Annotated in this window: 21 protein-coding genes; 10 read left to right on the top strand and 11 right to left on the bottom strand. The window is 72.3% G+C overall.

Annotated elements, in window-relative coordinates:
* Nucleotides 1-397: 397 nt before the first annotated feature.
* Together serS and ACFXMG_RS24320 are read left to right on the top strand one after the other, a co-directional pair.
* Nucleotides 398-1687, top strand: coding sequence for a serine--tRNA ligase (gene serS / locus ACFXMG_RS24325; protein WP_383814236.1), 1290 nt, complete (start codon nucleotides 398-400; stop codon nucleotides 1685-1687).
* Entirely contained in the window at nucleotides 1684-2490 is an 807-nt protein-coding gene (locus ACFXMG_RS24320) for an HAD family hydrolase (protein ID WP_383814238.1), read from the top strand. Before serS ends, ACFXMG_RS24320 begins: the two co-directional genes overlap by 4 nt.
* A gap of 133 nt (nucleotides 2491-2623) precedes the next feature.
* Here the strand turns inward: ACFXMG_RS24320 and ACFXMG_RS24315 are convergent, their stop codons facing one another.
* Together ACFXMG_RS24315 and lpdA are read right to left on the bottom strand one after the other, a co-directional pair.
* Entirely contained in the window at nucleotides 2624-3259 is a 636-nt protein-coding gene (locus ACFXMG_RS24315) for a rhomboid-like protein (protein ID WP_383814240.1), read from the bottom strand.
* A 108-nt stretch (nucleotides 3260-3367) separates the two neighbouring features.
* On the bottom strand, nucleotides 3368-4771 hold the full coding sequence (gene lpdA / locus ACFXMG_RS24310; protein ID WP_383814242.1) for a dihydrolipoyl dehydrogenase: 1404 nt from the start codon (nucleotides 4769-4771) through the stop codon (nucleotides 3368-3370).
* Between the two features lie 157 nt (nucleotides 4772-4928).
* Here lpdA and ACFXMG_RS24305 point away from each other — a divergent pair, with 157 nt between their 5' ends.
* Nucleotides 4929-5657: a FadR/GntR family transcriptional regulator gene (locus ACFXMG_RS24305; RefSeq protein ID WP_383814245.1), complete on the top strand. Its 729-nt coding sequence runs from the start codon at nucleotides 4929-4931 to the stop codon at nucleotides 5655-5657.
* Nucleotides 5654-6925: a CynX/NimT family MFS transporter gene (locus tag ACFXMG_RS24300; protein WP_383814247.1), complete on the top strand. Its 1272-nt coding sequence runs from the start codon at nucleotides 5654-5656 to the stop codon at nucleotides 6923-6925. The genes ACFXMG_RS24305 and ACFXMG_RS24300 overlap by 4 nt, the downstream gene beginning before the upstream one ends.
* Before the next feature lie 20 nt (nucleotides 6926-6945).
* Here the strand turns inward: ACFXMG_RS24300 and ACFXMG_RS24295 are convergent, their stop codons facing one another.
* From ACFXMG_RS24295 to ACFXMG_RS24280, 4 genes are read right to left on the bottom strand one after another with little or no spacing between them, the layout of a single operon-like run.
* The gene (locus ACFXMG_RS24295; protein ID WP_383814249.1) at nucleotides 6946-7665 is read right to left on the bottom strand and encodes an ABC transporter permease subunit; all 720 of its coding nucleotides are present in this window, start codon (nucleotides 7663-7665) and stop codon (nucleotides 6946-6948) included.
* 16 nt (nucleotides 7666-7681) lie between these two features.
* Nucleotides 7682-8593, bottom strand: a complete 912-nt coding sequence (locus ACFXMG_RS24290; RefSeq protein ID WP_383814251.1) for an ABC transporter ATP-binding protein — start codon at nucleotides 8591-8593, stop codon at nucleotides 7682-7684.
* Entirely contained in the window at nucleotides 8590-9492 is a 903-nt protein-coding gene (locus ACFXMG_RS24285; RefSeq protein WP_383814253.1) for an ABC transporter permease, read from the bottom strand. The genes ACFXMG_RS24290 and ACFXMG_RS24285 overlap by 4 nt, the downstream gene beginning before the upstream one ends.
* The gene (locus tag ACFXMG_RS24280) at nucleotides 9489-10454 is read right to left on the bottom strand and encodes an ABC transporter ATP-binding protein (RefSeq protein WP_383814550.1); all 966 of its coding nucleotides are present in this window, start codon (nucleotides 10452-10454) and stop codon (nucleotides 9489-9491) included. Before ACFXMG_RS24280 ends, ACFXMG_RS24285 begins: the two co-directional genes overlap by 4 nt.
* Before the next feature lie 251 nt (nucleotides 10455-10705).
* Between ACFXMG_RS24280 and ACFXMG_RS24275 the strand changes: the two genes are divergently transcribed.
* The 5 genes from ACFXMG_RS24275 (at nucleotide 10706) to ACFXMG_RS24255 (ending at nucleotide 15539) form a co-directional block, all read left to right on the top strand.
* Complete coding sequence (locus ACFXMG_RS24275) at nucleotides 10706-11551, top strand: M24 family metallopeptidase (RefSeq protein ID WP_383814255.1); 846 nt, start codon at nucleotides 10706-10708, stop codon at nucleotides 11549-11551.
* Nucleotides 11551-13350, top strand: a complete 1800-nt coding sequence (locus ACFXMG_RS24270) for an SDR family oxidoreductase (protein WP_383814257.1) — start codon at nucleotides 11551-11553, stop codon at nucleotides 13348-13350. The genes ACFXMG_RS24275 and ACFXMG_RS24270 overlap by 1 nt, the downstream gene beginning before the upstream one ends.
* Nucleotides 13351-13407: 57 nt before the next feature.
* Nucleotides 13408-14358, top strand: coding sequence for a MerR family transcriptional regulator (locus tag ACFXMG_RS24265; protein ID WP_383814258.1), 951 nt, complete (start codon nucleotides 13408-13410; stop codon nucleotides 14356-14358).
* Nucleotides 14359-14457: 99 nt separating this feature from the next.
* Nucleotides 14458-15000: an RNA 2'-phosphotransferase gene (locus ACFXMG_RS24260; protein ID WP_383814260.1), complete on the top strand. Its 543-nt coding sequence runs from the start codon at nucleotides 14458-14460 to the stop codon at nucleotides 14998-15000.
* 86 nt (nucleotides 15001-15086) lie between these two features.
* Nucleotides 15087-15539 carry a hypothetical protein gene (locus tag ACFXMG_RS24255; RefSeq protein WP_383814262.1) on the top strand — a complete coding sequence of 151 codons (453 nt, stop codon included), beginning with the start codon at nucleotides 15087-15089 and terminating at the stop codon, nucleotides 15537-15539.
* Here the strand turns inward: ACFXMG_RS24255 and ACFXMG_RS24250 are convergent.
* Nucleotides 15508-16842, bottom strand: a complete 1335-nt coding sequence (locus tag ACFXMG_RS24250) for a hypothetical protein (RefSeq protein WP_383814263.1) — start codon at nucleotides 16840-16842, stop codon at nucleotides 15508-15510. The genes ACFXMG_RS24255 and ACFXMG_RS24250 overlap by 32 nt on opposite strands.
* A 53-nt stretch (nucleotides 16843-16895) precedes the next feature.
* Entirely contained in the window at nucleotides 16896-17798 is a 903-nt protein-coding gene (locus ACFXMG_RS24245; RefSeq protein ID WP_383814265.1) for an LLM class flavin-dependent oxidoreductase, read from the bottom strand.
* A gap of 215 nt (nucleotides 17799-18013) precedes the next feature.
* On the opposite strand from ACFXMG_RS24245, the gene ACFXMG_RS24240 reads away from it, so the two are divergent.
* Nucleotides 18014-18934 carry a Cof-type HAD-IIB family hydrolase gene (locus ACFXMG_RS24240; protein WP_383814267.1) on the top strand — a complete coding sequence of 307 codons (921 nt, stop codon included), beginning with the start codon at nucleotides 18014-18016 and terminating at the stop codon, nucleotides 18932-18934.
* 35 nt (nucleotides 18935-18969) lie between these two features.
* Here the strand turns inward: ACFXMG_RS24240 and ACFXMG_RS24235 are convergent, their stop codons facing one another.
* From ACFXMG_RS24235 to cydB, 3 genes are all read right to left on the bottom strand, one after another.
* A complete protein-coding gene (locus tag ACFXMG_RS24235) occupies nucleotides 18970-20685 on the bottom strand; it encodes a GAF domain-containing sensor histidine kinase (protein WP_383814269.1) in 1716 nt (571 codons plus the stop codon).
* 20 nt (nucleotides 20686-20705) lie between these two features.
* A complete protein-coding gene (gene cydD / locus ACFXMG_RS24230; protein ID WP_383814271.1) occupies nucleotides 20706-24260 on the bottom strand; it encodes a thiol reductant ABC exporter subunit CydD in 3555 nt (1184 codons plus the stop codon).
* Nucleotides 24261-24387: 127 nt separating this feature from the next.
* Nucleotides 24388-25389, bottom strand: coding sequence for a cytochrome d ubiquinol oxidase subunit II (gene cydB, locus ACFXMG_RS24225; RefSeq protein WP_383814273.1), 1002 nt, complete (start codon nucleotides 25387-25389; stop codon nucleotides 24388-24390).
* Between the last annotated feature and the right edge of the window lie 17 nt (nucleotides 25390-25406).

Below are 25406 nucleotides of genomic sequence, written 5' to 3'. Positions count from 1 at the left end.
TGCATACTTTTCGGTTTCCCACATCAGTTATCCACAGGCTCCGGGCGCAGGCTGGGGACAAGTCGACAGCCGCCCCCGACAAGGTCGACAAATCACCCTCGTCACCCCTCGCGCGCATGCGCTCCATCCACAGGACCCACGGCGCCGCACGTCAGAGCGACCCCTCGCCACTCACCCTCCGGAGCGAGCGATTCCCCTCGAAATGAGTGCGGGAATCGTGTTTGATCACGCAATTCGGAGGCGGCGGACCCGGAATCCACAGAACTTCCGCACACCCTGTGGATAACTCGTTCCACCGGAATTCCGGGTACCCCAACAAGAAGCTCAATTCGGGCATACCCCTACGCGCCCGCATATCCGGTGGGGTCGCGCGAGCGCACACCGGTAGCCTGGTGGGGTGATTGACCTTCGCCTGCTCCGTGAGGACCCCGACCGTGTTCGCGCCTCCCAGCGCGCCCGTGGAGAGGACGTCGGCCTCGTCGACGCCCTGCTCTCCGCCGATGAGCGGCGCAGGTCGTCCGGCGTCCGCTTCGACGAGCTCCGTTCCGAGCAGAAGGCGCTCGGAAAGCTGATCCCCAGGGCCACCCCGGAGGAGCGCGCCGAGCTCCTCCAGCGGGCCGAGCAGCTCAAGACCGACGTCAAGGCCGCCGAGGCCGAGCAGAACGACGCCGACGAGACCGCCCGCGCGCTCCTCCTCCAGCTCGGCAACATCGTCCACACGGACGTGCCGGTCGGCGGCGAGGAGGACTTCGTCGTCCTGGAGACGCACGGCGTCATCCGCGACTTCGCGGCCGAGGGCTTCGAGCCCAAGGACCACCTGGAGCTGGGCGAGGCGCTCGGTGCCATCGACGTCGAGCGGGGCGCCAAGGTCTCCGGCTCGCGCTTCTACTACCTGACCGGCGTCGGCGCCCTCCTGGAGCTCGCCCTCGTCAACGCGGCCATCGCCCAGGCCACCGAGGCCGGCTTCATCCCGATGCTCACCCCCGCGCTGGTCCGCCCGCGCGCCATGGAGGGCACCGGCTTCCTCGGCCAGGCCGCGGAGAACGTGTACCACCTGGAGAAGGACGACTACTACCTGGTCGGCACCTCCGAGGTCCCGCTCGCCGCGTACCACATGGACGAGATCATCGACGCCGACAAGCTGCCCCTGCGGTACGCGGGCTTCTCGCCCTGCTTCCGCCGCGAGGCCGGCACGTACGGCAAGGACACCCGCGGCATCTTCCGCGTCCACCAGTTCGACAAGGTCGAGATGTTCTCGTACGTCGCGCCCGAGGACGCGGAGAACGAGCACAAGCGGCTCCTGGACTGGGAGAAGCAGTGGCTCACCTCCCTGGAGCTGCCCTTCCAGGTGATCGACGTCGCCACCGGCGACCTCGGCTCCTCGGCCTCCCGCAAGTTCGACTGCGAGGCGTGGATCCCCACCCAGGGCAAGTACCGCGAGCTGACCTCGGCGTCCAACTGCGACAGCTTCCAGGCCCGCCGCCTCTCGGTCCGCATGCGCGAGGAGCAGGGCGGCAAGAAGACCGTCCAGCCGCTCGCCACGCTGAACGGCACGCTGTGCGCCGTCCCGCGCACGATCGTCGCCATCCTGGAGAACCACCAGCTCGCCGACGGTTCGGTGCGCGTCCCGGAGATCCTCCGGCCGTACCTGGGCGGGCGCGAGGTCCTGGAGCCGATCGCCAAGTGAGCGCCTTCCCCTACCGCCTGGTCGCGACGGACCTCGACGGCACGCTGCTGCGGGCCGACGAGTCCGTCTCGGCCCGCACCCGGGAGGCGCTCGCCGCGGTGACGGCCGCGGGCGCCGCGCACATCGTCGTCACCGGCCGGGCGGTGCCCTGGACCCGGCACATCCTCGACGACCTCGGCTACGAGGGGATCGCGGTGTGCGGCCAGGGCGCGCAGGTCTACCACGCCGGCGAGCACCGGCTGCTGACCTCCCTCACCCTGGACCGGCAGCTCGCCGGGCTCGCCCTGTCCAAGATCGAGGCGGAGGTCGGCCCGCTGGCGCTGGCCGCGAGCCGCGACGGCCTGGAGGGCGAGGTCCTGATGGGCCCCGGCTACCGGGCGCAGGAGGGCCCGCTGCCGTACGTGCCGTACGAGGACCCGGCCGAGCTGTGGGCGGCGCCGCTGACCAAGCTCTACCTCCAGCACCCGGCGATGACCGACGACGAGCTGACCGCCGTCGCGCGCGCCACCGTCGGCGGTCTGGTCGACGTGGTCATGGCGGGCCCGGGGATCGTGGAGATCCTGCCGCTCGGTCTGAGCAAGGCCACCGGCCTCTCGCTGGCGGCACGCCGGCTCGGCGTGAAGGCGGCGGACACCATCGCCTTCGGCGACATGCCCAACGACATCCCGATGTTCGGCTGGGCCGCGCACGGGGTCGCGATGGGCAACGCGCACGCGGAGCTGCGGGCGGTCGCGGACGAGGTGACGGCCTCCAACGAGGAGGACGGCATCGCGGTCGTCCTGGAGCGCCTGCTGGCGGGCTGACCCGTCCTGGAGATTCCGTGCGAAGGCCCGCTCCCCCTGGGAGCGGGCCTTCGTCGGTCGCGGCCCGCGCGGACCTCAGGTCCGCGCGCTCGAAGCGGCCGCCACCGGGGGATCCCCCGTGTCCCCCGCACAACTAGTGTGCTCCGGGCCCCTGTTCGGGGTCGACCGGTTTTCCGTGCGGCGCCGGCACCGGCGTGGGCGGATGCCGGGTGAGCGGGTAGCAGGCCAGGCCGATCGCCAGCGAGATGGCGTGCCCGAGGTCGGTGTACGTGCGGTCCGCGAGCAGCGGTACGAGGAAGAAGGCGACCGCCGCGGCCAGGTAGAGCCAGCGCCAGGGCCGGGCGATCCGGTAGGCCAGGATCCCGGCGGAGGCGGCGAGGCCGTAGCTGACGCCGATGTCGACGACGTGCGCCATGCTGCGCGGCACGTCGTGGTCGCGGATCGCCAGGAGGACGACCTGCTGGCTGACGAGGGTCGCGGCGATGTGCGCGGTGGCGACGGTGAACAGCCACCTGGCCGTTCCCAGCCAGCGCTCCACGGGGGCGTGCAGGGCCTCGAACAGCACCGCGTACAGGAGGAGGTCCGCCGGGTTCTCGATCCAGAACGCGCTGCCGAGCAGGGCGCGGAGCGGGTGGTGGGCGAGCTGGTGGAGGTTGCTGCTGTTCCGGTGGAGGAAGTACGCGTCCAGGCCGGCCGGGGACAGCGCGAGGGTGAGGCTCGTGACCGCGATGACCGCGAGCCACAGATGCGTACCGGGTGACGAACGCACCCACGACCTGATCGGTCGGGACGGTTCGCCACCCGGGAAGGTTTCGCTCGGCACGCGTCCGTGCCTATCACCTGGGACGGTGGGAAACCTATGAGGCCAGGCGGGGCCTCAGAAGTTGATCATGTGGCCGGCGATGCCGTGGATCGCTTCCTTGACGGCCTCGCCCAGGGTCGGGTGGGCGTGGACGTTCCGCGCGACCTCGTGGACGGTGAGGTCCCACTGCTGGGCCAGGGTCAGCTCGGGCAGCAGCTCGGTGACGTCCGGGCCGATCAGGTGGGCGCCGATGATCTCGCCGTGCGTGGCGTCGGCGACGATCTTGACGAAGCCGGTGGTGTCGCCGAGGCCGTGCGCCTTGCCGTTCGCCATGAAGGGGAACTTGGCGACCTTGACGTCGTAGCCCTTCTCGCGGGCCTGCGCCTCGGTGTAGCCGAAGCTGGCGATCTGCGGCTGGCAGTAGGTCGCGCGCGGGATCATGGCGTAGTCGAGCTCCATGGTCTCGGCGTCCGCGATGGTCTCGGCGGCGATGACGCCCATGGCCTCGGCGGTGTGCGCGAGCATCAGCTTCGCGGTGACGTCGCCGATGGCGTAGATGTTCGGCACGGAGGTGCGGCAGCGGCCTTCGACGTCGATGGCGCCGCGCTCGGTGAGGGCGACTCCGGTGCTCTCCAGGCCGTAGCCGGAGACGTTCGGGGCGAAGCCGATGGCCTGGAGGACCTTGTCGGCCTCCAGGACCTTGCTCGCGCCGTCCTTGCCGGTGACGGTGACGCGGACCTGCGGGCCGGTCTCGTCGATGGCCTCGACGCGGGTCGAGGTGAGGACGTCGATGCCGAGCTTGCGGTACTGCTTCGCCAGCTCCTTCGACACCTCCTCGTCCTCCAGGGGGGCCATCCGGTCGAGGAACTCGACGATGGTGACCTTGGTGCCGTAGTTGTTCAGCACGTACGCGAACTCGATGCCGATGGCGCCGGCGCCGGCGATGACGATCGACTTCGGCGCGTCCTCGGCGAGGATCTGCTGCTCGTAGGAGACGACGCGGTCGCTCAGGGCGGTGCCGGGCAGCAGGCGCGGGGTGGCGCCGGTGGCGATGATGCAGTTGTCGAAGGTGATCGTCTGCGTGGTGCCGTCGGCCTTCGCCACCTGGAGGGTGTTCGCGTCGAGGAAGGTGCCCCGGCCGTCGAACTCCGTGATGCCGTTCTTCTTCATCAGGAAGTGCACGCCCTTGACGCGCCCGTCCGCGACGGTCCGGCTGCGGCGGTAGGCGTCGCCGTAGTCGAAGGTCACCGTGCCGTCGACCTTGATGCCGAAGGTCTTGGCCTCGTGGTTGAAGATGTGCGCCAGTTCGGCGTTGCGGAGCAGCGCCTTGGTGGGGATGCAGCCGACGTTCAGGCAGACACCGCCCCAGTACTTCTCCTCGACGACCGCGACCCGCTTGCCCAGCTGGGCGGCGCGGATGGCGGCGACGTAGCCGCCGGGGCCAGCTCCGAGTACGACGACGTCGAAGCGGTCTGACATGACTGACTCCCGAGGGTGGTGAGGGTGTTCGGTCCGCGTACGAGCCCACAGTAGTCCGGTCGCACCGTGGCGCCCCGGTGGAACGGTCCCACCTGTGGATTACTTGTAGGATGACTGGGCAACCGGGCGAATCAGGCGGTATGGAGGTACGGAACGGATGGCGGCACTGAGAGCGGCGGGGCGGACCTCGCTGGTGGACTCCGCGGTGGAGCAGCTGCGGGCGCAGCTCGCCGAGGGCGAGTGGTCCGTCGGCGACCGCATCCCGACCGAGCACGAGCTCGCCCAGCAGCTGGGCGTCGGCCGCAACACCGTCCGCGAGGCGATCCGGGTCCTCGTCCACGCCGGGCTCCTGGAGTCCCGGCAGGGCAACGGCACCTTCGTCCGCTCCACCGCCGACCCGGCCGCCGTCCTGCGCGGGGTCCGGCACGCGGGCGCGCGCGACGTCCTGGAGCTGCGGACCGCCCTGGAGGCGGAGGCGGCCCGGCTCGCGGCGGAGCGGCGGGACACCCACGACCTGCTGCGGCTGCGGGCCGCCCTGACCACGCTGCGCGAGGAGGGCGACCGGGACGCCGACGCGGACCTCGCCTTCCACCTCGCCGTGGTCGGCGCCACCCACAACGCCGCCTTCATCGAGGTCTACCGCTTCTTCTCGGCGCAGGTCCACGAGGTCCTGGTCGAGGCGCTCGGCGACCGCGCGATGCCGCCGGTCGACATCGACGCCCACGAGGCCCTGGTCGCCGCCGTCGAGGCGGGCGACGCGGACGCCGCCGAACGCCAGGCCCGCGAGCTGCTGCGGATACCGGCGGAGACGGTGGCGGCGCTCATGGAGGAAGCCTCGGGCGATGCCCCCGGCACGGCCGGTCCGGATGCCGGGGTGACGGTGTGAGGGGTACGGAGACGGGCCACGCGCGCGTGCTGGTCGACGCCGAGGCAGACGTACAGCCGTCGGCTGCGGGGGCGGCCGCGCGGCGGGCGCTGCTGGCCCATCCGGTGCTGCTGCTCGTCGGCATCGTGCTCGCCTCGCTCAACATGCGGGTCGCGCTGGCGAGCGTCGCCCCGCTGGTCGGCGAGATCGCCGGGAGCTTCGGCCTCTCCTCGACCGCCGGCTCCCTCATCACCTCGATCCCCGTGCTCTTCCTGGGGCTCGGCGCGCTGGTCGCGCCCTGGCTGGGCCGCCGCTTCGGCGCCGAGCGGACGGTCCTCGCCGCGCTGCTGCTGCTCGCGGGCGGCATCCTGGTGCGCCTGCTGCCGTCGATCGTCGCGATCTACGGCGGCGGGGTGCTCGTCGGCACCGCGATCGCCCTGCTCAACGTGCTGATGCCGGGTCTGATCAAGCGGGACTTCCCGGACCGGGCCGCCACGATGACCTCCGTCTACACGGGCGCGATGGTCGCCGGTGCCACGCTCGCCGCGGCGGCGGCCGTCCCCCTGGAGGAGGCCCTCGGCGGGGGCTGGCAGGGCTCGCTCGGCTTCTGGTCGCTGCTCGCCGTCGTGGCGGCGGTGGGCTGGCTGCCGCAGGTGCTGATCGCCCGGGGCCGTACCGGCCACGAGGTGCGGTCCGTCCCGGCCGCCGGCGCCGCTCCGGTGCGGGTGTGGCGCTCGGCGCTCGCCTGGCAGGTGACCCTCTTCATGGGCCTTCAGTCGCTGTGGTCGTACGTGCTGATCGCCTGGATGCCGACGATCTTCACCGACCACGGGATGAGCCGCTCCGAGGCGGGTGTGGTCTTCGCCTTCAACAACCTGATCCAGATCGCCGGGGCCTTCGCGGTGCCGCTGCTGGCCGGCCGTATGCGCAGCCAGCGTCCGTTGGTGGTGCTGGTGACGACGATGGTCGCGGCCGGTTACGCGGGGCTGCTCGTCGCCCCGGCCGAGGGCGCCTGGCTCTGGTCGGCGGTCCTCGGCATCGGCCAGGGCGGGGCCCTGGGGCTCGCCCTGACCCTGATCGTGCTGCGGACCAAGGACGCCCCGACGGCCGCCCGGCTCTCCGGGATGGCACAGACGGTCGGCTATCTGCTGGCCGCCGCCGGGCCGCTGGCGGCCGGTGCCCTGCACCAGGCGACCGGCTCGTGGTCGCTGCCGATCGCGCTGGTGCTCGGTGTCTGCGCGGCGGCCGCGGGCGTGGGGCTGCTCGCCGCCCGCGACCGTACCGTCTGACGTCCCGTCCGGGGGGGTGTCTACTCCTCGCCGGCCAGCGTCAGCGTGCGCAGCTTGTGGCCGGCGAACCAGGTGGCGCCGAGGGTGACGGCGACCAGGAGCACCGTCGCCGTCGGCAGGGCCACGTCCGAGCTGATCAGCCCCTCGCCGGTGACCTTCTCGGCCAGGGCGAGGGCCCACTGCTGGACGCTGAGGGTGCGGGCGCCGGCGATCAGGGAGCCGAAGAGCGCCTCCCAGACCAGGGCGTAGACGAGGCCGATCACCACGGCGTGCCGGCTGATCGTGCCGAGCAGCAGGAAGAGCGCACTGTAGGCGATGGAGGCGACCAGCGCGGCCACCGTGTAGGCGACGGCGACCTGCTGCCCGTTCCCGTTCAGGATGAAGCCGGCGATCAGGGTGGGCACGGCCGAGAAGACCATGGTCACGGCGATGGCCACGATCAGCTTGGTGATGATGATCGTCGGCCGCTTCACCGGCTTGGAGAGCAGGTAGACGATGGAGCCGTCGTCGATCTCCGGGCCGATCGCGCCCGTGCCGGCGATGACGCCGATCAGCGGGACCATCGTGGCGAGCGCGAAGCCGCCGAGGAGGTCGGCCGCGACCTGGTCGTCCGCGCCGTTGAGCGCCCGGACGGCCGCGGCGATGATCAGGAGGAGTCCGGGCAGGAGGAAGAGGATCGCCGCCCGGCGGCGGCCGAGGAGGGCCCGGTAGGTGAGCCGGGCGACCGTGGGGTCGTACATCGGGGTCGTGCTCCTTTCAGGCCGCGACGAGATACGAGAAGACGGATTCGAGGGACTCGTCGGAGGGCGAGACCGTCAGCAGACGGATGCCCCGCTCCCGCGCGACCTTCGGCAGCAGCTCGGTGAACCGTCCGAAGTCGACGGCCTGGATCCGCAGTCCGCCCTCGACCGCGTCGACCTCGATGCCGGCCGTCGACGGGTCGGCGATCAGCGCGGCGGCGAGCGCCCGGTCGTCGCTGGAGCGGACCAGGTAGCGGTGCGGCCGGTCGGTCATGAGGCGGCGGATCCGGCGGAAGTCGCCGGAGGCGGCGTGCCGGCCGGCGACGATGACCTCGATGTGGGAGGCGAGCTGCTCGACCTCCTCCAGGATGTGCGAGGAGAACAGGACCGTGCGGCCCTCGGCGCCCATCCGGCGCAGCAGGTCCATGAGCTGCATCCGCTGGCGCGGGTCTATGCCGTTGAACGGCTCGTCGAGCAGCAGCACGGACGGCTCGTGGACGAGGGCCGAGGCCATCTTCACGCGCTGCCGCATGCCCTTGCTGTACGTGGCGATCTTCCGGTCCTGCGCGTACTCCATCTCCACGGTGGCGAGGGCCCGCCGGGCCTCCGCGTCGCCGAGGCCCTGGAGCTCCGCGTTGGCCACCACGAACTCGCGGCCGGTGAGGAAGTCGTACATCGCCTCCCGCTCGGGGACGACGCCGATGGAGCGGTAGACCGACTCGTTGCGCCAGACCGGCTCGCCGTCGAGGGTCACCTTGCCCGTGGAGGGGTCGAGGAAGCCGCCCATCATGTTGATGAGGGTGGACTTCCCGGCGCCGTTGGGGCCGAGGAGACCGGTCACGCCGGGGCCGATCGACATCGTGACGTCGTTGACGGCGACGACGTTCCCGAACCAGCGCGAGACGTGGTCGATGTGCAAGGTGCTCACAGTCCGACCTTTCGGTAGCGGCGCATCAGGATGCCGTAGCAGGCGGCGATGAGGCCGAGGACGACCAGCAGGTAGACGACGCCCGTGCCGGTCCCGACCGGCTCCTCGCCGGGGAAGGACGCGGGAGCGCCGAGGAAGGCGTTCTGGAGGCCGATGACGAGGGTGAGGGGGGAGAAGAGGCCGAGCCAGGGGATGGAGCCGGTGTTCTCGGTGGCGTAGGAGATGCCCTGGAGGGTGGAGACCGCGCCGTACGAGATGGTGAGGACGGCGATCACGGCGGCGACGCCGAAGCCGCGGCGCGGGGTGAGCGCGGCCATGACCAGGCCGATTCCGGCGAAGAGCACCGACAGGACGGCGACGGAGACGAGGCCCTGGCCGAACATCTTGGCCTGCTCGGCGAAGTCCATCTTGGCCAGCATCGAGCCGATCCACAGGATCAGCAGCGGGGTGGCGGTGAGGAGGAAGAGCGCCGAGGCCATCGCCCCGTACTTGGCGAGCACGTAGTCGACCCGCTCGATCGGGCGGGAGAAGTACAGCGGCACCGTCCGGAACCGCAGGTCGCGGGAGACCGACTGCGGGGCCTGGGAGGCCAGGAAGACGGCGATGACGAGCTGGAGGTAGACCGCGTACTGGGTGTACTCCATCGCGAGCTTCTCGCTCTTGGTGTACACCGCGATGGCGACGACGATCAGCGCGGGGGCGCACATGACCCCGGCGAGCAGCATCGGCAGCACCTTCGACTTGGCGCTGCGGCCCAGGCCGTACGCCCCGCGCAGGGACTGCGAGAAGAGCGAGCGGCGGGCGTAGGAGCGGCCGAGCCGGGGCCCGTCGTAGGACCGGTATCCGATGTTGTGGATCCGGGTGGTGTCGGGGGCGGCCTCGGGGGCGGGAGTGCTCATCGGGCCTTGACCTCCTGGTGCTGCGCGGCGGCCTCGGGACGGAAGACCTCGGCGATGTGGTGGCGGCGCTGCTCCATGCGGACCAGGCCGAGGCCGAGGCCGGCGACGGTGTCGCGCACCAGGTCGTACGTCTCCTCGCCGGGGGCCTCCAGGAGCAGGATGTGGCCCGCGCCCGGCAGGCCCTCCTCGACGCCCTCGTGGAGGGTGACGCCGGCGGCGGCGAGGGCCGCGCGCAGGGCGGCGGTGCCGTCCGGGTGGGCGTCGGAGTCCGTGACCTCGACCGCGAGGGTCGTGGTGGTGCGGGTGAAGTCGCTGGTGGAGCTGGACCGCAGCAGCTGCCCGCCGTCGATGACGACGACGTGGTCGCAGGTCCGCTCCAGCTCGCCGAGGAGGTGGGAGGTGACGAGCACGGAGATGCCGAAGTCGGTCCAGACCCGGCGGATCAGGCCGAGCATCTCGTCCCGGCCGACCGGGTCGAGGCCGTTGGTCGGCTCGTCGAGGAGGACCAGCTTGGGGTCGTGGACCAGGGCCTGGGCCAGCTTCACCCGCTGTTTCATGCCGGTCGAGTAGCCGCCGATGGGGCGGTAGCGCTCCTCGTACAGACCGACGTGACGCAGCGTGTCGGCGGTCCGCTCGCGGGCGGCCGCCGGCGGCAGGCCGGACATCCGCGCCATGTGGACGACGAACTCGGTGGCCGAGACGTCGGGCGGGAGGCAGTCGTGCTCGGGCATGTACCCGACGCGCTCGCGGATCTCGGGTCCGTGCTTCGAGACGTCGAGGCCCAGGACCTCGGCGCGGCCCTCCGTGGCGGGGGAGAGTCCGAGCAGGATCTTGATCATCGTGGACTTGCCGGCTCCGTTGGCACCCACCAGTCCGGTCACACCGGGCCCGATGTCCAGGGAGAGCCGGTCGAGAGCGGTCACCCGGGGGAACCGCTTGCTGAGGCTTTCGGTGGCGATCACAGTCACATTCCGAAGGTAGTGGCGCGGGCCACAGAGGTCGTCAGCCCTACGGCTACAACGCTCTCCGACTTCGGGAGTACGGACCCCTGGGGGAGGTCGAGACGAAAGTCGTTCCGGTCCCGGCCGGGGAGAGTTTTCCACAGGGGCTCGTGCACACCCCTTGACGTAGCCGCCGGGCATTGTCACATTCATCGGTGTCAAGTTACGGACGCGTAGGGCGACCGGACGCTCACACCGGACGGGCGGGTGGCATGACCTCAGCAGTGGCAAGCGAACTGACCGCGGAACTGCGGGGGTTCAGGGAAGTACAGCAGCTCTCCTACGCCTGCGCGGAAGCGGTCGCGGCGCAGCTCAGGCCGGGCGTGAGCGAGCGCGAGGCGGCGCGGATGCAGCGCGAGTGGCTGTACGAGCGGGGAGTGAAGGACTGGTTCCACCGCCCGTTCGCCTGGTTCGGCGACCGCACGGCCTTCGTCGACTTCAAGATCCCGCTTCAGTTCTTCCCCACCGACAAGCGCCTGGAGGCGGGGATGCCCTTCATCCTCGACATGGCGCCCGTCTACAAGGGGTACACGGCCGACATCGGCTACAGCGGCTGCCTCGGGCTCAATCCGCTGCACGACAAGCTCCTCGCCGACCTGCGCGAGCACCGCGAGCTGATCCTCCGCGAGGTGCGCGAGCGCCGCAGCCTGCGGGAGATATACGAGGATGTGGACCGGCTCATGGTCCGCCAGGGGTACGCCAACCGGCACCGGGCCTATCCGTTCGGCGTGATCGCCCACAAGATCGACCGGGTGAGGGAGCGGCGGTTCGCGCCCACCCTGTTCGGCTTCGGCACCCAGTCCCTCAAGGGGCTGGTGAGCGACGCCGTGCACGGGCACCGGGACGGCTGGTCGCCGCTCTGGTCCCCGTACAAGTTCTCCGACCACCCGCCCACGCCGGGCCTCTGGGCGGTCGAGCCGCACCTCGGTTTCCGGGGGACGGGCGCGAAGTTCGAGGAGATCCTGGTGGTCACCGACTCCCGGGACCCCGAGCAGAGCGCGTTCTGGCTGGACGACGACCTGCCGCACGTGCGGCGGTGGAACGAAGGAGCGGTGTGATGGCGGGCGCGGGACTCGAGAGGGCGCGGGAGCGCCGGGTCCGGACGGGCGGGATCGAGCTGTGCGTCGCCGAGCTCGGCGACGCCGACCGGCCGACGGTACTGCTCGTGCACGGCTACCCGGACTCGAAGGAGGTCTGGTCCGAGGTCGCGGTGCGGCTCGCCGAGGAGTTCCACGTCGTGCTGTACGACGTTCGGGGCCACGGGCGTTCGACGGCGCCGGCGCCGCTGCGGGGCGGCTTCACCCTGGAGAAGCTGACCGACGACTTCCTGGCCGTCGCCGACGCGGTCAGCCCGGACCGGCCGGTCCACCTCGTCGGGCACGACTGGGGCTCGGTGCAGTCCTGGGAGTTCGTGACCGTGGAGCGCACGGAGGGGCGGATCGCCTCTTTCACCTCCATGTCGGGCCCGTCGCTCGACCACTTCGGGCACTGGATCAAGAGCCGGATGGCCCGTCCCACCCCCCGCCGGGTCGGGCAGCTCCTCGGGCAGGGCGCCAAGTCCTGGTACGTGTACATGCTGCACACCCCGGTCCTGCCGGAGATGGCCTGGCGCGGCCCCCTCGGCAAGCGCTGGCCGAAGCTCCTGGAGCGGATGGAGAAGGTCCCGGCGGGCGACTACCCGACGCCCTCGCTGCCCAGCGACGCGGCCAACGGCGCCTGGCTCTACCGGGACAACGTCCGGGCGCGCCTCTCCCGGCCCCGCCCCGACGCCTTCGCGCACGCGCCCGTGCAGCTGATCACCCCGACCGGGGACGCCTTCCTCTCCGAGCGGCTCTACGACGACCTGGGCTCCTGGGTACCGGAGCTGACCCGGCGCAGCCTGCCCGCGAAGCACTGGGTACCGCGCACCCGCCCCGACCAACTGGCCTCCTGGATCACGGACTTCGTCCGCACCCACGAGGAGCCGGAGACGCGGGCGCCCCGGCCGGTGGCGGAGTCGACGGCGAGGAGCGGGGTGCGGCCGGAGTACGCGGAGCGGTTCGGCGGGCAGCTGGTGCTGGTCACCGGAGCCGCCAGCGGCATCGGACGGGCCACCGCCTTCGCCTTCGCGGAGGCAGGGGCCCGGATCGTCGCGGTCGACCGGGACGCCGAGGGAGCGGCCCGGACGGCGGAGATGGCACGGCTGATCGGCGCCCCGGAGGCATGGGGCGAGGTCGTGGACGTCTCCGACGAGCAGGCGATGGAGAAGCTGGCCGCCAAGGTGGCCGACGAGTACGGGATCGTCGACGTCCTCGTCAACAACGCGGGGATCGGCCTCACCGGCTCCTTCTTCGAGACCACCAGCGAGGAGTGGAAGCGGGTCCTGGACGTCAATCTGTGGGGCGTGATCCACGGGTGCCGGATCTTCGGGGCGCAGATGGCGGCCCGGGGCCAGGGCGGCCACATCGTCAACACCGCCTCGGCGGCGGCCTTTCAGCCCTCGCGGGCGCTGCCGGCGTACAGCACCTCGAAGGCGGCGGTGCTGATGCTCAGCGAGTGCCTGCGGGCCGAACTGGCGGGCCGGTCCATCGGGGTGAGCGCGATCTGCCCCGGGATCGTGAACACCAACATCACCGCGACCGCCCGCTTCGCCGGGGTCACGGACGCGGCGGAGGAGAAGCGGCGGCAGCAGAAGGCGTCGCGGCTGTACGGGCTGCGGAACTACCCGCCGGAGAAGGTCGCGGACGCGATCCTGGGCGCGGTGCTGCACGACCGGGCCGTCGTCCCCGTCACCCCGGAGGCGCGGGGCGCCCGCGCCCTCTCCCGGCTGGCCCCGGGCGCACTGCGGGCCCTGGCCCGCTGGCAGCCTCCGGCGTGACGGCGTAGCGGCGTAGCCTCGCGGGAGGGGCCCCGCGCGGGGTGGAGAGATCGGTCGGTGGGAGCGGGTTTGTCCGAGCAGTCAGCAGTGCGACCGGAGTACCGGATCGAGGATCTGGCCCATCACAGCGGGGCCACGGTCCGGACGATCCGCGCCTACCAGGACCGTGGCCTGCTGCCCCGCCCGGAGCGGCGGGGCAGGTCGAACGTGTACGGCGACAGCCATCTGGCCCGGCTGCGCCAGATCGCGGACCTCCTGGACCGGGGCTACACGCTGGCCTCGATCAAGGAGCTGCTCGACGCGTGGGACACCGGCCGGGGGCTCGGCGGGGTGCTCGGGCTGGTCGCGGAGGTCCAGGGGCCGTGGACGGACGAGGAGGCGGCCCGGATCACCCGCGCCGAGCTCGACGCCCGCTTCGGCGGCGAACCGGACGAGGACGCCGTTCGGGAGGCGGTCGAGCTCGGCGTCCTGGAGCGGATCCCCGGCCGGGAGACCGAGGAGTACCTGGTCCCGAGCCCCCAGGAGCTGGCGGTGGCCGTGGAGTTGTACGCGGCCGGGGTCCCGCTGCCCGCAATCACCGGCCATCTGCGGGAACTTCGGGACCAGGTCGAGCACATAGCGGTTCGTTTCCTGGAGTTCACCACCGAGCACGTCTTCGCCCGCTATCTGGAGCACCGGCCGCCGACGGACTCCGACGCGGCCGAGGCGGCGACAATGGTGCGGCGGCTCCGGCCGCTCGCCCAGCAGACCGTGGACGCCGAACTGGCGCGTGCCATGCGCATCCTGGCGACCCGTCACCTCCAGATCCACCTCTCGCCCGACGCCCTGCCGGCGAAGGACGACGAGCCGCGTCCGGTACAGATCCCGGCCGACACGATCAGGGCCGTACAGGCGCTCGTTGGCCCGGAGGCCGTCGCCACCTTCATGACGGCGGCGACGGAACGCGAGCTCAACAAAAGGACATTGGATGCATTGACGGTAAATTCCCCTAATTCGCCCACAATTTAATAAACCATTTGATTCCCCAGGGGAGTTGTCCACAGAATCATCAACTGGCCTGTGGATAAGCCACGTTGGCTGTGGACCAAACCTGAAGGGGAGAAAACGATGGACGAACGTCGCACGGTGAAGGTGTCGAAGTACCTCTCGAAGCATCTGCGGCACCAACCCGAGAGGATCGGGCTGACGCTGGACGCGCACGGCTGGACCGAGATCGACGACCTGCTCGCCGCCGCGGCCTCCCACGGCTTCCCCATCAGCCGGGCGGAGCTGGACCACGTGGTCGCCTCCAACGACAAGAAGCGGTTCGCCGTCGAGGGCACCCGGATCCGGGCGAGCCAGGGGCACACGATCAGCGTCGACCTGGACCTGCCGGCCGCCGAACCGCCCGCGTACCTCTTCCACGGTACGGTCGCGGACCGGCTCCCCGCGATCCGGGCGGAGGGGCTGCGGCCCATGGCCCGCCACGACGTGCACCTCTCCCCCGACCGGGAGACGGCGACCCGGGTCGGGGCGCGGCGGGGCCGGCCGGTGGTGCTGAGCGTGGACGCCGCAGCCATGCACCGGGCGGGCCACGAATTCCGGGTCAGCGCCAACGGGGTCTGGCTGACGGCGGCCGTACCGGCGGAGTTCATCCGCTTCCCCGGCTGAAGCAGGGAAGCGAGGAAGCGGGGAAGTAGGGAAGCGGGGAAGCGCCTCCAGCGAGGGCCTCCCGGCCGCTGGGGCATGATCGGATCATGTCTCACCCGCATCTGCCCAGCACCCAGGCCGCCGTCAACGCTGTCCGCGCGCTCGCCGAGGAGTTCCACCTGGAGTTCACGGTCACCGACGACATCGGCGCGGACCAGACCTCCCGCCGTACCTCCTCCGGCGCGTTCAGCGTGCTCGACGAGGACGGCTCGCTGCCGCACGAGGCATTCATCGAACTCGGCGGGTCCCCGTACCTCTCCGTGCAGCTCTACCCCGAGGACGACGCCAGGATCATGGTGGACGGCGTCGAGTTCGCCGATGTGCCGAGGGACGCCGTCCCCGGCTTCGTCCGGGCGATCCACACCGGCCTGGCCCATGTGAAGGGACGTTTCTTCCCTCCCGGCCAGTGGCTGATCGTCCCCGTGCCCGGCGGCCAGACCTACAAGGAACTGATCCCGATGATGACGCTCACCCCGTGGCTGGCCGGCCGCGTCCGCTGACCCTTCGCGCGGTCCAGGGGACACGGACGGTGGTGAGGACGACGGCCGTGTGGGGGCTTCCCTCCGCCGTGGACGTGACGAAGGCCAGTTCGGCACCCTCGTGAGGGACGCCGAACATGACGCTCTCGCGGAGACTGACGAGGGTGAAATCGGGGTCGGTGTCCTCCCACTCGTCCTCCCCCTCGCCCCCGATCTCGTCCTCCGTCTCGTCCTCCGTCTCGTCCTGCCTCTCGTGCTCCTCGTCCGTCAGCAAGTACGGGGCCCAGACGGCGACGAACAGGGGCGTGCGCAGGTCGGTGTCGTCGGAGGCGTGGACGCGGGTCGTGCCCTCGGCGTCGGTCGCCATCAGGACGCGCACGGCGAGCAGGGCGGGCAGCCCTCGCAGACGCCGGGCCAGGGAGCGGCGGAAGGCGAGCAGTCCCGTGCCTGTCAGGGAGATGCCGATCGTCCCGGTGACCAGGACGAGCACCTCGCGGCCGACGGGGTCGTACGGCTCGGCGGCCAGGCGACGCCATGAACCGTCCTCCAGCACCGTGATGGTGGTGCCGGTGCGCTGGTCCTCCGGGAAGACGGAGTCGACGGTGAGCCGGCGCCCGTCGTGGGTGCGAAGCCGCAGCGCCCATTCCGTGCGGCCCGTGACCTCGGCCTCGGTCCGCGTCGCCCGGGCTGCCCGGTCCTCCTCCGCCTGAATGTCACGCAGGCAGGTGAAGGTCACGGCTATGGCCACGGCACACAGCACCAGACCGGCGGCGAGCGGGCCCGTCCCCCGCCTCGGCAGACCCTTGGGGCCGAACGGGCGCATGACCGCGCCGGCGGTCCGCTCGAAGAGCAGGCGCTGCCGGCGGCGGGCGGTCAGGCGGGCGCAGGCGGCGGCCCAGCCGAGGCCGAGGGCGGCGAGCACGGCCAGGTTCGCCACCAGGGACTCAGTCCCCGGGGCGGGGAACTGCTCGACCGCGACGACGACGGCGAGCGCAGGTGCGGCGACGAGGGCGAGTTCGGGGAGCCGCGCGTTCCAGTGCAGCAGGCCGATGGCCAGGCCCGTCTGCACCAGGCCGAGCCAGTCGGGGCCGCACGGATGCGCGTCCGTGCAGGCCGCTATCGGCTCCACGGTGATCGCCGCGCCCACCGCCACCAGCAGCCCCAGGACGGACCAGAGCGGCCGCGCCCACCGACCGGGTCCCGCGGCCGACCAGGCGGCCGCGTCGGCGCCCCGCCAGACGGGCACGCCGTCGGTGACGGGCCCCGGCGGCAGAGGCATCGGGGTCGGTATCGGCGCCGGGGCCGAGGGGGGAGTCGGGGACATGCCAGGAGTATGGGGGAGGTCCCGCCGGGCGCCGGGGGCGGGACCGGGTGCGGTCAGCCGAGGCGGCCCAGGGCCTCCGTGGCGATGCTCTCGAAGACGGCCTGGTCGGCGGCGAAGTCCGAGTCCTGGATCGGCCAGTGGATCACGATCTCGGTGAAGCCGAGGTCGCGGTGGGTCCCGGCGAAGTCCACGAAGCCCTCCAGGGAAGAGAGGATCGCGTTCTTCTCCGGGGTGAAGCTGGTGAGCAGGACCTTGTCCAGCTCGGCCACGTCCCGGCCGATCTCCGCGCACGCCTTGCCGAGGCGCTCGACCTGGCCGCGCAGGGCCTCCACCGACTGGGCCGCCGTGCCCGACTCGTACAGCTTGGGGTCGCCGGTCGTCACCCACGCCTGCCCGTGGCGGGCGGCGAGCCGCATGCCCCGCGGGCCGGTCGCCGCCACGGCGAAGGGCAGTCGGGGGCGCTGCACGCAGCCCGGGATGTTGCGGGCCTCGTCGGCCGAATAGAACGTGCCGCTCTCTGTCACGGCGTCCTCGGTGAGCAGCCGGTCGAGCAGCGGGACGAACTCGGCGAAGCGGTCGGCCCGCTCCTTCGGCGTCCACGGCTCCTGGCCGAGCGCGGTGGCGTCGAAGCCGTTGCCGCCCGCGCCGATGCCGAGGGTGACCCGCCCGCCCGAGATGTCGTCGAGCGAGATCAGCTCCTTGGCCAGCGTCACCGGGTGCCGGAAGTTGGGCGAGGTGACGAGGGTGCCCAGGCGCAGGCGCTCGGTGGCGGTCGCGGCGGCGGTGAGGGTGGGCAGGGCGCCGAACCACGGGCCGTCGCGGAAGCTGCGCCAGGACAGGTGGTCGTAGGTGTACGCGGCGTGGAAGCCGAGTTCCTCGGCGCGCTGCCACGTGGCGCGGCCACCCTCGTGCCAGCGGTCGACAGGCAGGATCACGGTGCTCAGGCGCAGACTCATGCCCCGAGCGTACGTCGGCCCCGGCCGCATGGCCCGGCCCCTTCCCGTCACCCCTGCCGCGCCCACCGCCCCTTCAGCACCACCACCCTCACCCGCAACGCCATCACCCGCACCACCTCACCCCCGCCACCTGCCCCGGCCCCATAGCCCCCCATGACGCACTCAAATGTGCGGGGACCCGCACGCCCGTGCGTCCGGTGCGGCACCATAAGAAGGTGACCTCTCCCCGCCCCTCCTCCAGCCCCGCCTCCAGCCCGTCCGCCGGTCCCTCCTCCCGACCCGCGGCCCGTCTCGTCGCCACCGACCTCGACGGCACCCTCCTGCGCGACGACAAGTCCGTCTCCGAGCGGACCGTCGCCGCCCTCGCCGCGGCCGAGCGGGCGGGGATCGAGGTCTTCTTCGTCACCGGCCGCCCGGCCCGCTGGATGGACGTGGTCAGCGCCCACGTGCACGGCCACGGCCTCGCCATCTGCGCCAACGGCGCGGCCGTCGTGGACCTGCACGCGGGCGGCACCTTCCTGGAGGTCCGCCCGCTGGCCCGGCCCGCCGCCCTCGCCGTCGTACAGGCGCTGCGGGCCGCCGCCCCCGGCACCAGCTTCGCCGTCGAGCTGACCACCGGGATCCACTACGAGCCGCAGTACCCGCCCTTCTACCTCGACCCCGGCGCCACCGTCGCCACCGCCGAGAAGCTGCTGTACGAGGAGGCACCGGGCGCCGCAGCCCCCGTCCTCAAGCTGCTCGCCCAGCACCCCGAGCTCGACCCCGACGTCTTTCTGGCCACGGCCAGGGAGGCCGCGGGCGACCTGGCCTCCTTCACCCGCTCCAGCCCCACCGCGCTCATCGAGATCAGCGCCCTCGGCGTCTCCAAGGCGTCGACGCTCGCCCTCTGCTGCGCCGAGCGCGGCATCACGGCGGACGAGGTGGTGGCCTTCGGCGACATGCCGAACGACATCGAGATGCTGAGCTGGGCCGGCCGCTCGTACGCGATGGGCAACGCCCACCCCGAGGTGATCGCCGCCGCCTCGGGCCGCACCGTCGGCAACAACGACGACGGCGTCGCCGTGATCATCGAACAGCTCGTCGCCGAAGCCCTCGCGGCAGCCCCGGCCCCCGCCCCCGGGGAAGCCACGCAGTAAGCCCAGCACGGCCCTAGAGCGGACCTAGAGCGGCCCTAGAGCGGCGCCTCCCACACCACCGAAGTGCCGCCGCCGTCCTCGGCGAGGCCCGGGCCGCACCAGCTCGCGCCGCCGAGGGACTCGGCGCGGCGGGCGAGGTTGCGCAGGCCGCTGCGGCGGCCGCCCTCGGGCATGCCGATGCCGTCGTCCGCGACCGTGAGCCGTACCCCGGGCGAACCGTCCGGCAGGGTCACGGTCGCGTCGACGACGACCTCGATGCGGCTCGCCGCGGCGTGCCGGAAGGCGTTGGAGAGCGCCTCGCGGAGGGCGGCGATCAGGTTCTTGCCGGTCAGCTCGCCGACCGTGGCGTCGACCGCGCCGAGGAAGCGGTGCGCGGGCTTGAAGCCCAGCGGCACGGCCGCCATGTTGATCTCCCGCAGCACGCGCGTGCGCAGCCCCGACGGCGCCTCGGCCGGGCCCTGCTGGAGCGCGAAGATCGCCGTACGGATCTCCTGGATGGTCACGTCCAGCTCGTCCACGGCCTTGCCGACGCCCTCCTGGACGGCCGGCACGACCGCCTTCCGCTGCGCGCTCTCCAGCATCATCCCGGTGGCGAAGAGCCGCTGGATGACGAGGTCGTGCAGGTCGCGGGCGATCCGGTCGCGGTCCTCGAAGACCGCGAGCCGCTCCCGGTCGCGCTGCGCCTCGGCCATCATCAGCGCGAGCGCGGCCTGCGAGGCGAACTGGGTGGCGAGGGTCCGCTCGGCCTCCGAGAAGGGGCGGGCGCCCCGGGCGCGGGGCATCGCGAGCGCGCCCAGGACCCGCCCCCCGCTCTGCAACGGCAGCAGCATGCTCGGTCCGTAAGCGGAAGTCAGCCGGCTGATCATGCGCGGGTCCGAGGAGGCGTCCTGGACGAAGACCGCCTCGCCGTCCAGGAGCAGCTCCACGACCTGGCTCTCCGGCGGGATGACCACGCCGAGGGACTTGGTGGGCCGGGCCGAGGAGACGGCGACGATCTCCAGGCCGCCCTCCTCGGCCGGCAGCAGCACGATCCCGGCGTCCGCGTCGGCGAGCCGCCGGGCCTGTTCGGCGACGACGGCGAGGGCGTCGTCGGCGTCGCCGCCGGAGAGCAGGGCGGTGGTGACGGCGACCGAGCCGTCGATCCACCGCTCGCGCTGGCGCGCGGCCTCGTAGAGGCGGGCGTTGCCGATGGCGATGCCCGCCTCGGTGGCCAGGACCCTGACCATGTGCACGTCGTAGTCGTTGAACTCCTCGCCGCTCCGCTTCTCCGCAAGGTAGAGGTTGCCGAAGATCTCGCCCTGGACGCGGATGGGGACGCCGAGGAAGGTCCGCATCACGGGGTGGCCGGGCGGGAATCCGGCGGAGCGCGGATCGGTGGAGAGGTCGGCGAGCCGGATCGTCCGCGGGTCGCGGATGAGCGCGCCGAGCAGCCCCGCGTGCCCATCGGGCCGGCGCCCGATGCGCCGGGCCACGTCGTCGTCGACGCCGTACGTGACGAAGTCGGAGAGGCCCTTGCCCTCCTCGTCGACGACCCCGATGGCCGCGTAGCGGGCGCCGGCCAGCTCCGCGGCCGTCTCGCAGATCCGGTCGAGGGTGGTGTGGAGTTCGAGCCCGGTGCCCACCGACCGCATCGCTTCGAGGAGCTGCGGCACGCGGGAGGTCAGCTCCGTGGACAGCCCCTGGAGGCTGCGGGTGGCCTCGGTGGCGGCGACCAGGGGGTCCGGGGAATCGGGCGTGGCGGCGGCGGTCATGGACCTGAGCCTAGTTAGTCCTATTTGGAGAGAAAAGTCGGACGGCCGGTGGCGGCCTCCGTGACACCGTCGAGGAGGAGATCGGTCGCCCGTTCCTGCTCCAGCATCCGCCGCAGCGGCCCGTCCTCGGCGGCGAGCTCGGCGTACGGTCCGCGCTGCACGGTCCGGCCTCCGTCCAGGACCACCACCTCGTCGACGGCGTCGAGCCCGCGCAGCCGGTGGGTGATGAGGACGGTGGTACGCCCTTCGGTGGCGCGCAGCAGGTCGTCGGTGAGCGCGTCGGCGGTGGCCAGGTCCAGGTGTTCGGCCGGCTCGTCGAGGACGAGGACCGGGAAGTCGGCGAGGAGGGCGCGGGCCAGCGCGAGCCGCTGCCGCTGCCCGCCGGAGAGCTTCGAGCCGTGCTCGCCCACCAGGGTGTCGAGCCCGTCGGGCAGGCCCTCCACCCAGTCGAGGAGCCTGGCCCGGCGCAGCGCCTCCCGCAGTTCCTCGTCGCTCGCGTCCGTACGGGCGAGCCGGAGGTTCTCCCGGAGGGAGCTGTCGAAGAGGTGCGCGTCCTGCGCGCACAGCCCGACGAAGCGGCGTACGTCGTCGCCGTCGAGCTCCCGGGCGGGCACTCCGCCGATCCGGTACGTCCCCTCCTCCGTGTCCAGGAACCGCAGCAGCACCTGGGCGAGCGTGGTCTTGCCGGAGCCGGAGGCGCCGACGACGGCGACCCGCCGCCCGGCGTCCAGGGTGAGCGCGAAGCCGTCGAGCGCGGGCCGGTCCTGCCCGGCGTAGCGGGCCGAGAGCCCCGCCAGCTCCAGCGGGAACGGCCCGGCCGGGGGAGCGGCGGGCACGGCCGGCTCGTGTACGGGCACGGGCGCGTCCAGCACCTCGAAGACCCGCTCGGCGCTGTGCCTGACCCGCTGGCGGTACTGGACGGCGAGCGGCAGCCCGGTCACGGCCTCGAAGGCGGCGAGCGGAGTGAGGACGAGGACCGCGAGGGCGACCCCGTCGAGCCGGCCGTCCCGGACGGCCTGCACGCCGACGAAGGCCGCGGCCACCACCGTCAGACCGCACACCACGGCCGAGAGCCCGGCACCGAGCGCGGCCGCGGCGGACTGCCGGGAGGCGATGCCGGTGAGGGTGCGGTCGGCGTCCCGCGCCCGGTCGAGCCGGTCCCGCAGCGCCCCGGCCACGGTCAGCTCGGCGCAGCCGCGCAGTGGGTCGGCCACGGCCGTGGCGAGCGCTCCGCGGGCCGGGGCGAGCCGCCGCTCGGCCCGCCGGGCCAGCGCGGCGCCCAGCGGCGGCACGAGCACGCCCGCCACGAGGAGTCCCACCGCGAGCACTGCGCCCGCCTCGGGCAGCAGCCAGCCGGTGAAGCCGACCGCGCCGAGCCCGACGACGACCGCGGCACCGGCCGGGAGCAGCCAGCGCAGCCAGTAGTCCTGGAGGGCGTCGACGTCGTGGACGAGCCGCGCGAGCAGGTCGCCGCGCCGGGTGCGGCGCAGTCCCGCGGGGGCGATCCGCTCCAGCCGGGCGTAGACGGAGACCCGCAGTTCGGCGAGCATCCGCAGCACGGCGTCGTGCGAGACCAGCCGCTCGGCGTACCGGAAGACGGCCCGCCCGATGCCGAAGGCCCGGGTGGCGGTCACGGCGACCATCAGGTGCAGCACGGGCGGCTGTTCCGAGGCCCGCGAGATGAGCCACCCGGACACGGCCATGAGCCCCACGGCCGAGCCGAGCGCCAGACTCGCGAGCAGCAGCGCGAGCCCCATCCGCCCCTTGAGCTCCCCGGCCATGGACCGCACCCGCCCGAGCACCCCGTGCCCGCCCGCGTGTACGGGCTCCGCCACGGGAAGCGCCACGTCCAGAACGGCTGCGGGGGCGGATGCGGATCCGGCTGAGGTTGCGGATGCGGCGGCCAGGGCATCGACGGCCGGGGCATCAGCCGAATCCGCCGGCGCCCCGATCGTCACCACGCGATCGGCCACGGCCAGCAGCGCCGGCCGGTGCACGACCAGCACCACGGTCCGTCCCTCGGCGAGCCGCCGCACCGCGTCGACGATCCCCGCTTCCGTCTCGCCGTCCAGCGCCGCCGTCGGCTCGTCGAGCAGCAGCAGCGGCCGGTCCGCGAGGAAGGCCCGCGCCAGCGCGAGCCGCTGCCGCTGACCGGCGGACAGCCCGGCCCCGTCCTCGCCGAGCACGGTCCCGGCCCCCTCGGGCAGCCCGTCCACGAAGGAGTCCGCCCCGGCGTCCCGCAGTGCCGCCCGCACCTCCTCGTCACCGGCCTCCGGCCGGGCGAGCCGCACGTTCTCGGCGATCGTCCCGGCGAAGAGGTACGGCCGCTGCGGCACCCACGCGATCCGCTCCCGCCAGGCGTCCAGGTCCAGCTCCGCCAGGTCCACGCCCCCGACCCGTACGGCTCCGCCCTCCTCCGGCTCCGTGAAGCCGAGGACGACATCGAGCAGGGTCGACTTCCCGACGCCGCTCGGTCCGACGAGCGCCACCGTCTCCCCCGGCTCGACGGTGAGGCTCGCCGTGTCCAGCGAGGGTTCGGCGCGCCCGGGGTGGCGGACCGTCACCCGGTCCAGCTCCAGCCGCACATCGGCCGGCACCTCTCGCGTACCGCTGCCCCGGACCGGGGTCTCCAGGACCTCGAAGATCTCCTCGGCCGCCGCCAGCCCCTCCGCCGCCGCGTGGAACTGCGCGCCGACCTGCCGCAGTGGCAGGTACGCCTCGGGGGCGAGGACGAGGATGACGAGCCCGGTGTAGAGGTCGAGGGTGCCGTGGACGAGCCGCATGCCGATGGTGACGGCGACGAGCGCCACCGACAGCGTGGAGAGCAGTTCCAGAGCGAAGGACGACAGGAAGGCGATCCGCAGCGTGCGCATGGTCGCCCGCCGGTAGTCCGCGGTGATGGCGCGGATCGAGGCGGCCTGGGCCTTGGCCCGGCCGAAGACCTTGAGGGTGGGCAGTCCGGCGACGACGTCGAGGAAGTGGCCGGAGAGCCGGGAGAGCAGCTTCCACTGCCGGTCCATGCGGGCCTGGGTGTACCAGCCGATGAGGATCATGAAGACCGGGATGAGCGGCAGGGTGACGACGATGATCGCGGCCGAGACCCAGTCCTCGGTGACGATCCGCGCGAGGACCGCGAGCGGGACGACGACCGCCAGGCCGAGCTGGGGCAGGTAGCGGGCGAAGTAGTCGTCGAGCGCGTCCACGCCCCGGGTGGCGAGCGCGATGAGCGAGCCGGTGCGCTGCCCGCCGAGCCAGCCGGGCCCGAGGGCGGTGGCCCGTTCCAGCAGCCGGCCGCGGAGTTCGGACTTGACCGCCGCGCTCGCCCGGTGGGCGGCGAGTTCGGTCAGCCAGGAGACGAGGCCCCGCGCCACCGCGACCCCCGCGAGCACCAGCAGGGGAGTGGTCAGATCGGAAACCGAGAGGCCCTTCTGGAAGGCCCCCACCACGATCTCGGCGATGAGCATCGCCTGGGCGATGACCAGCGCCGCCCCGGCCAGGCCGAGTACGACGACCGCGACGAGGAAGAAGCGGGTCGCCCGTGCGTACCGGAGCAGACGCGGGTCGATCGGTTTCACGTGAAACATGCCCCTCTGAAGGAAAGCGCCCGGGGCATCGGTTTCACGTGAAACATGCCCCTCTGGATGAGCACCCGGGATCCTCGCGGACCCCGGGCGACGGCACTGGCAGGCGCCGGTGGATGCCCTAGTGGGCTTCGGCGATGTGCTGGGTGCCGATCCGCTTGCGGAACACCCAGTACGTCCAGCCCTGGTAGAGCAGGACGAGCGGCGTGGCGACGGCCGCGCACCACGTCATGATCTTGAGCGTGTACGGGCTCGACGACGCGTTCGTCACCGTCAGGCTCCACGCGGGGTCGAGCGAGGACGGCATGACGTTCGGGAAGAGCGCCAGGAACAGCATCGCGACCGCGGCGGCGATCGTCACCCCCGAGAGCGCGAAGGACCAACCCTCGCGCCCGGCCTTGATCGCACCGATCGCGCCGACCAGCGACACCGCCGCGATCAGCATCGCGACGAAGCTCCAGCTGCCGCCCGAGTCGGCCTGCGTCCAGATCAGGAAGACGACCGCGAGCACCGCCGTGACCAGACCCAGGTTCACCGCGAGCGCCCGGGCCCGGGCCCGGATGTCACCGACCGTCTTGAGCGCCACGAAGACCGCGCCGTGGAAGGTGAAGAGGGTGAGCGTGACCAGTCCGCCGAGGAGGGCGTACGGGTTGAGCAGGTCCCAGAAGGTGCCGACGTACTCCATGTTCCGGTCGATCTTCACGCCCCGGACGATGTTGCCGAAGGCCACGCCCCACAGGATCGCGGGGATCAGCGAGGTCCAGAAGATCGCCTGCTCCCAGTTGCGCTGCCAGTTCTCCTCGGGCCGCTTCGCCCGGTACTCGAAGGCGACACCGCGGACGATGAGGCAGACCAGGATGATCAGCAGCGGCAGGTAGAAGCCGGAGAAGAGGGTCGCGTACCACTCGGGGAAGGCGGCGAAGGTCGCGCCGCCGGCGGTCAGCAGCCACACCTCGTTGCCGTCCCAGACGGGCCCGATGGTGTTGATCAGGACCCGCTTCTCGGGCCGGTTCCGGGCGAGCAGCTTGGTGAGGATGCCGACGCCGAAGTCGAATCCCTCCAGGAAGAAGTAGCCGATCCAGAGGACGGCGATGAGTACGAACCAGACGTCGTGGAGTTCCATGCCTCGATCTCCTGAGC

This window comes from Streptomyces sp. NPDC059201, from assembly GCF_042754585.1.
GTDB lineage: Bacteria > Actinomycetota > Actinomycetes > Streptomycetales > Streptomycetaceae > Streptomyces.
The sequence above is the reverse complement of the archived record's forward strand: the minus strand, read 5'-3'. Positions and strand labels throughout refer to the sequence as shown.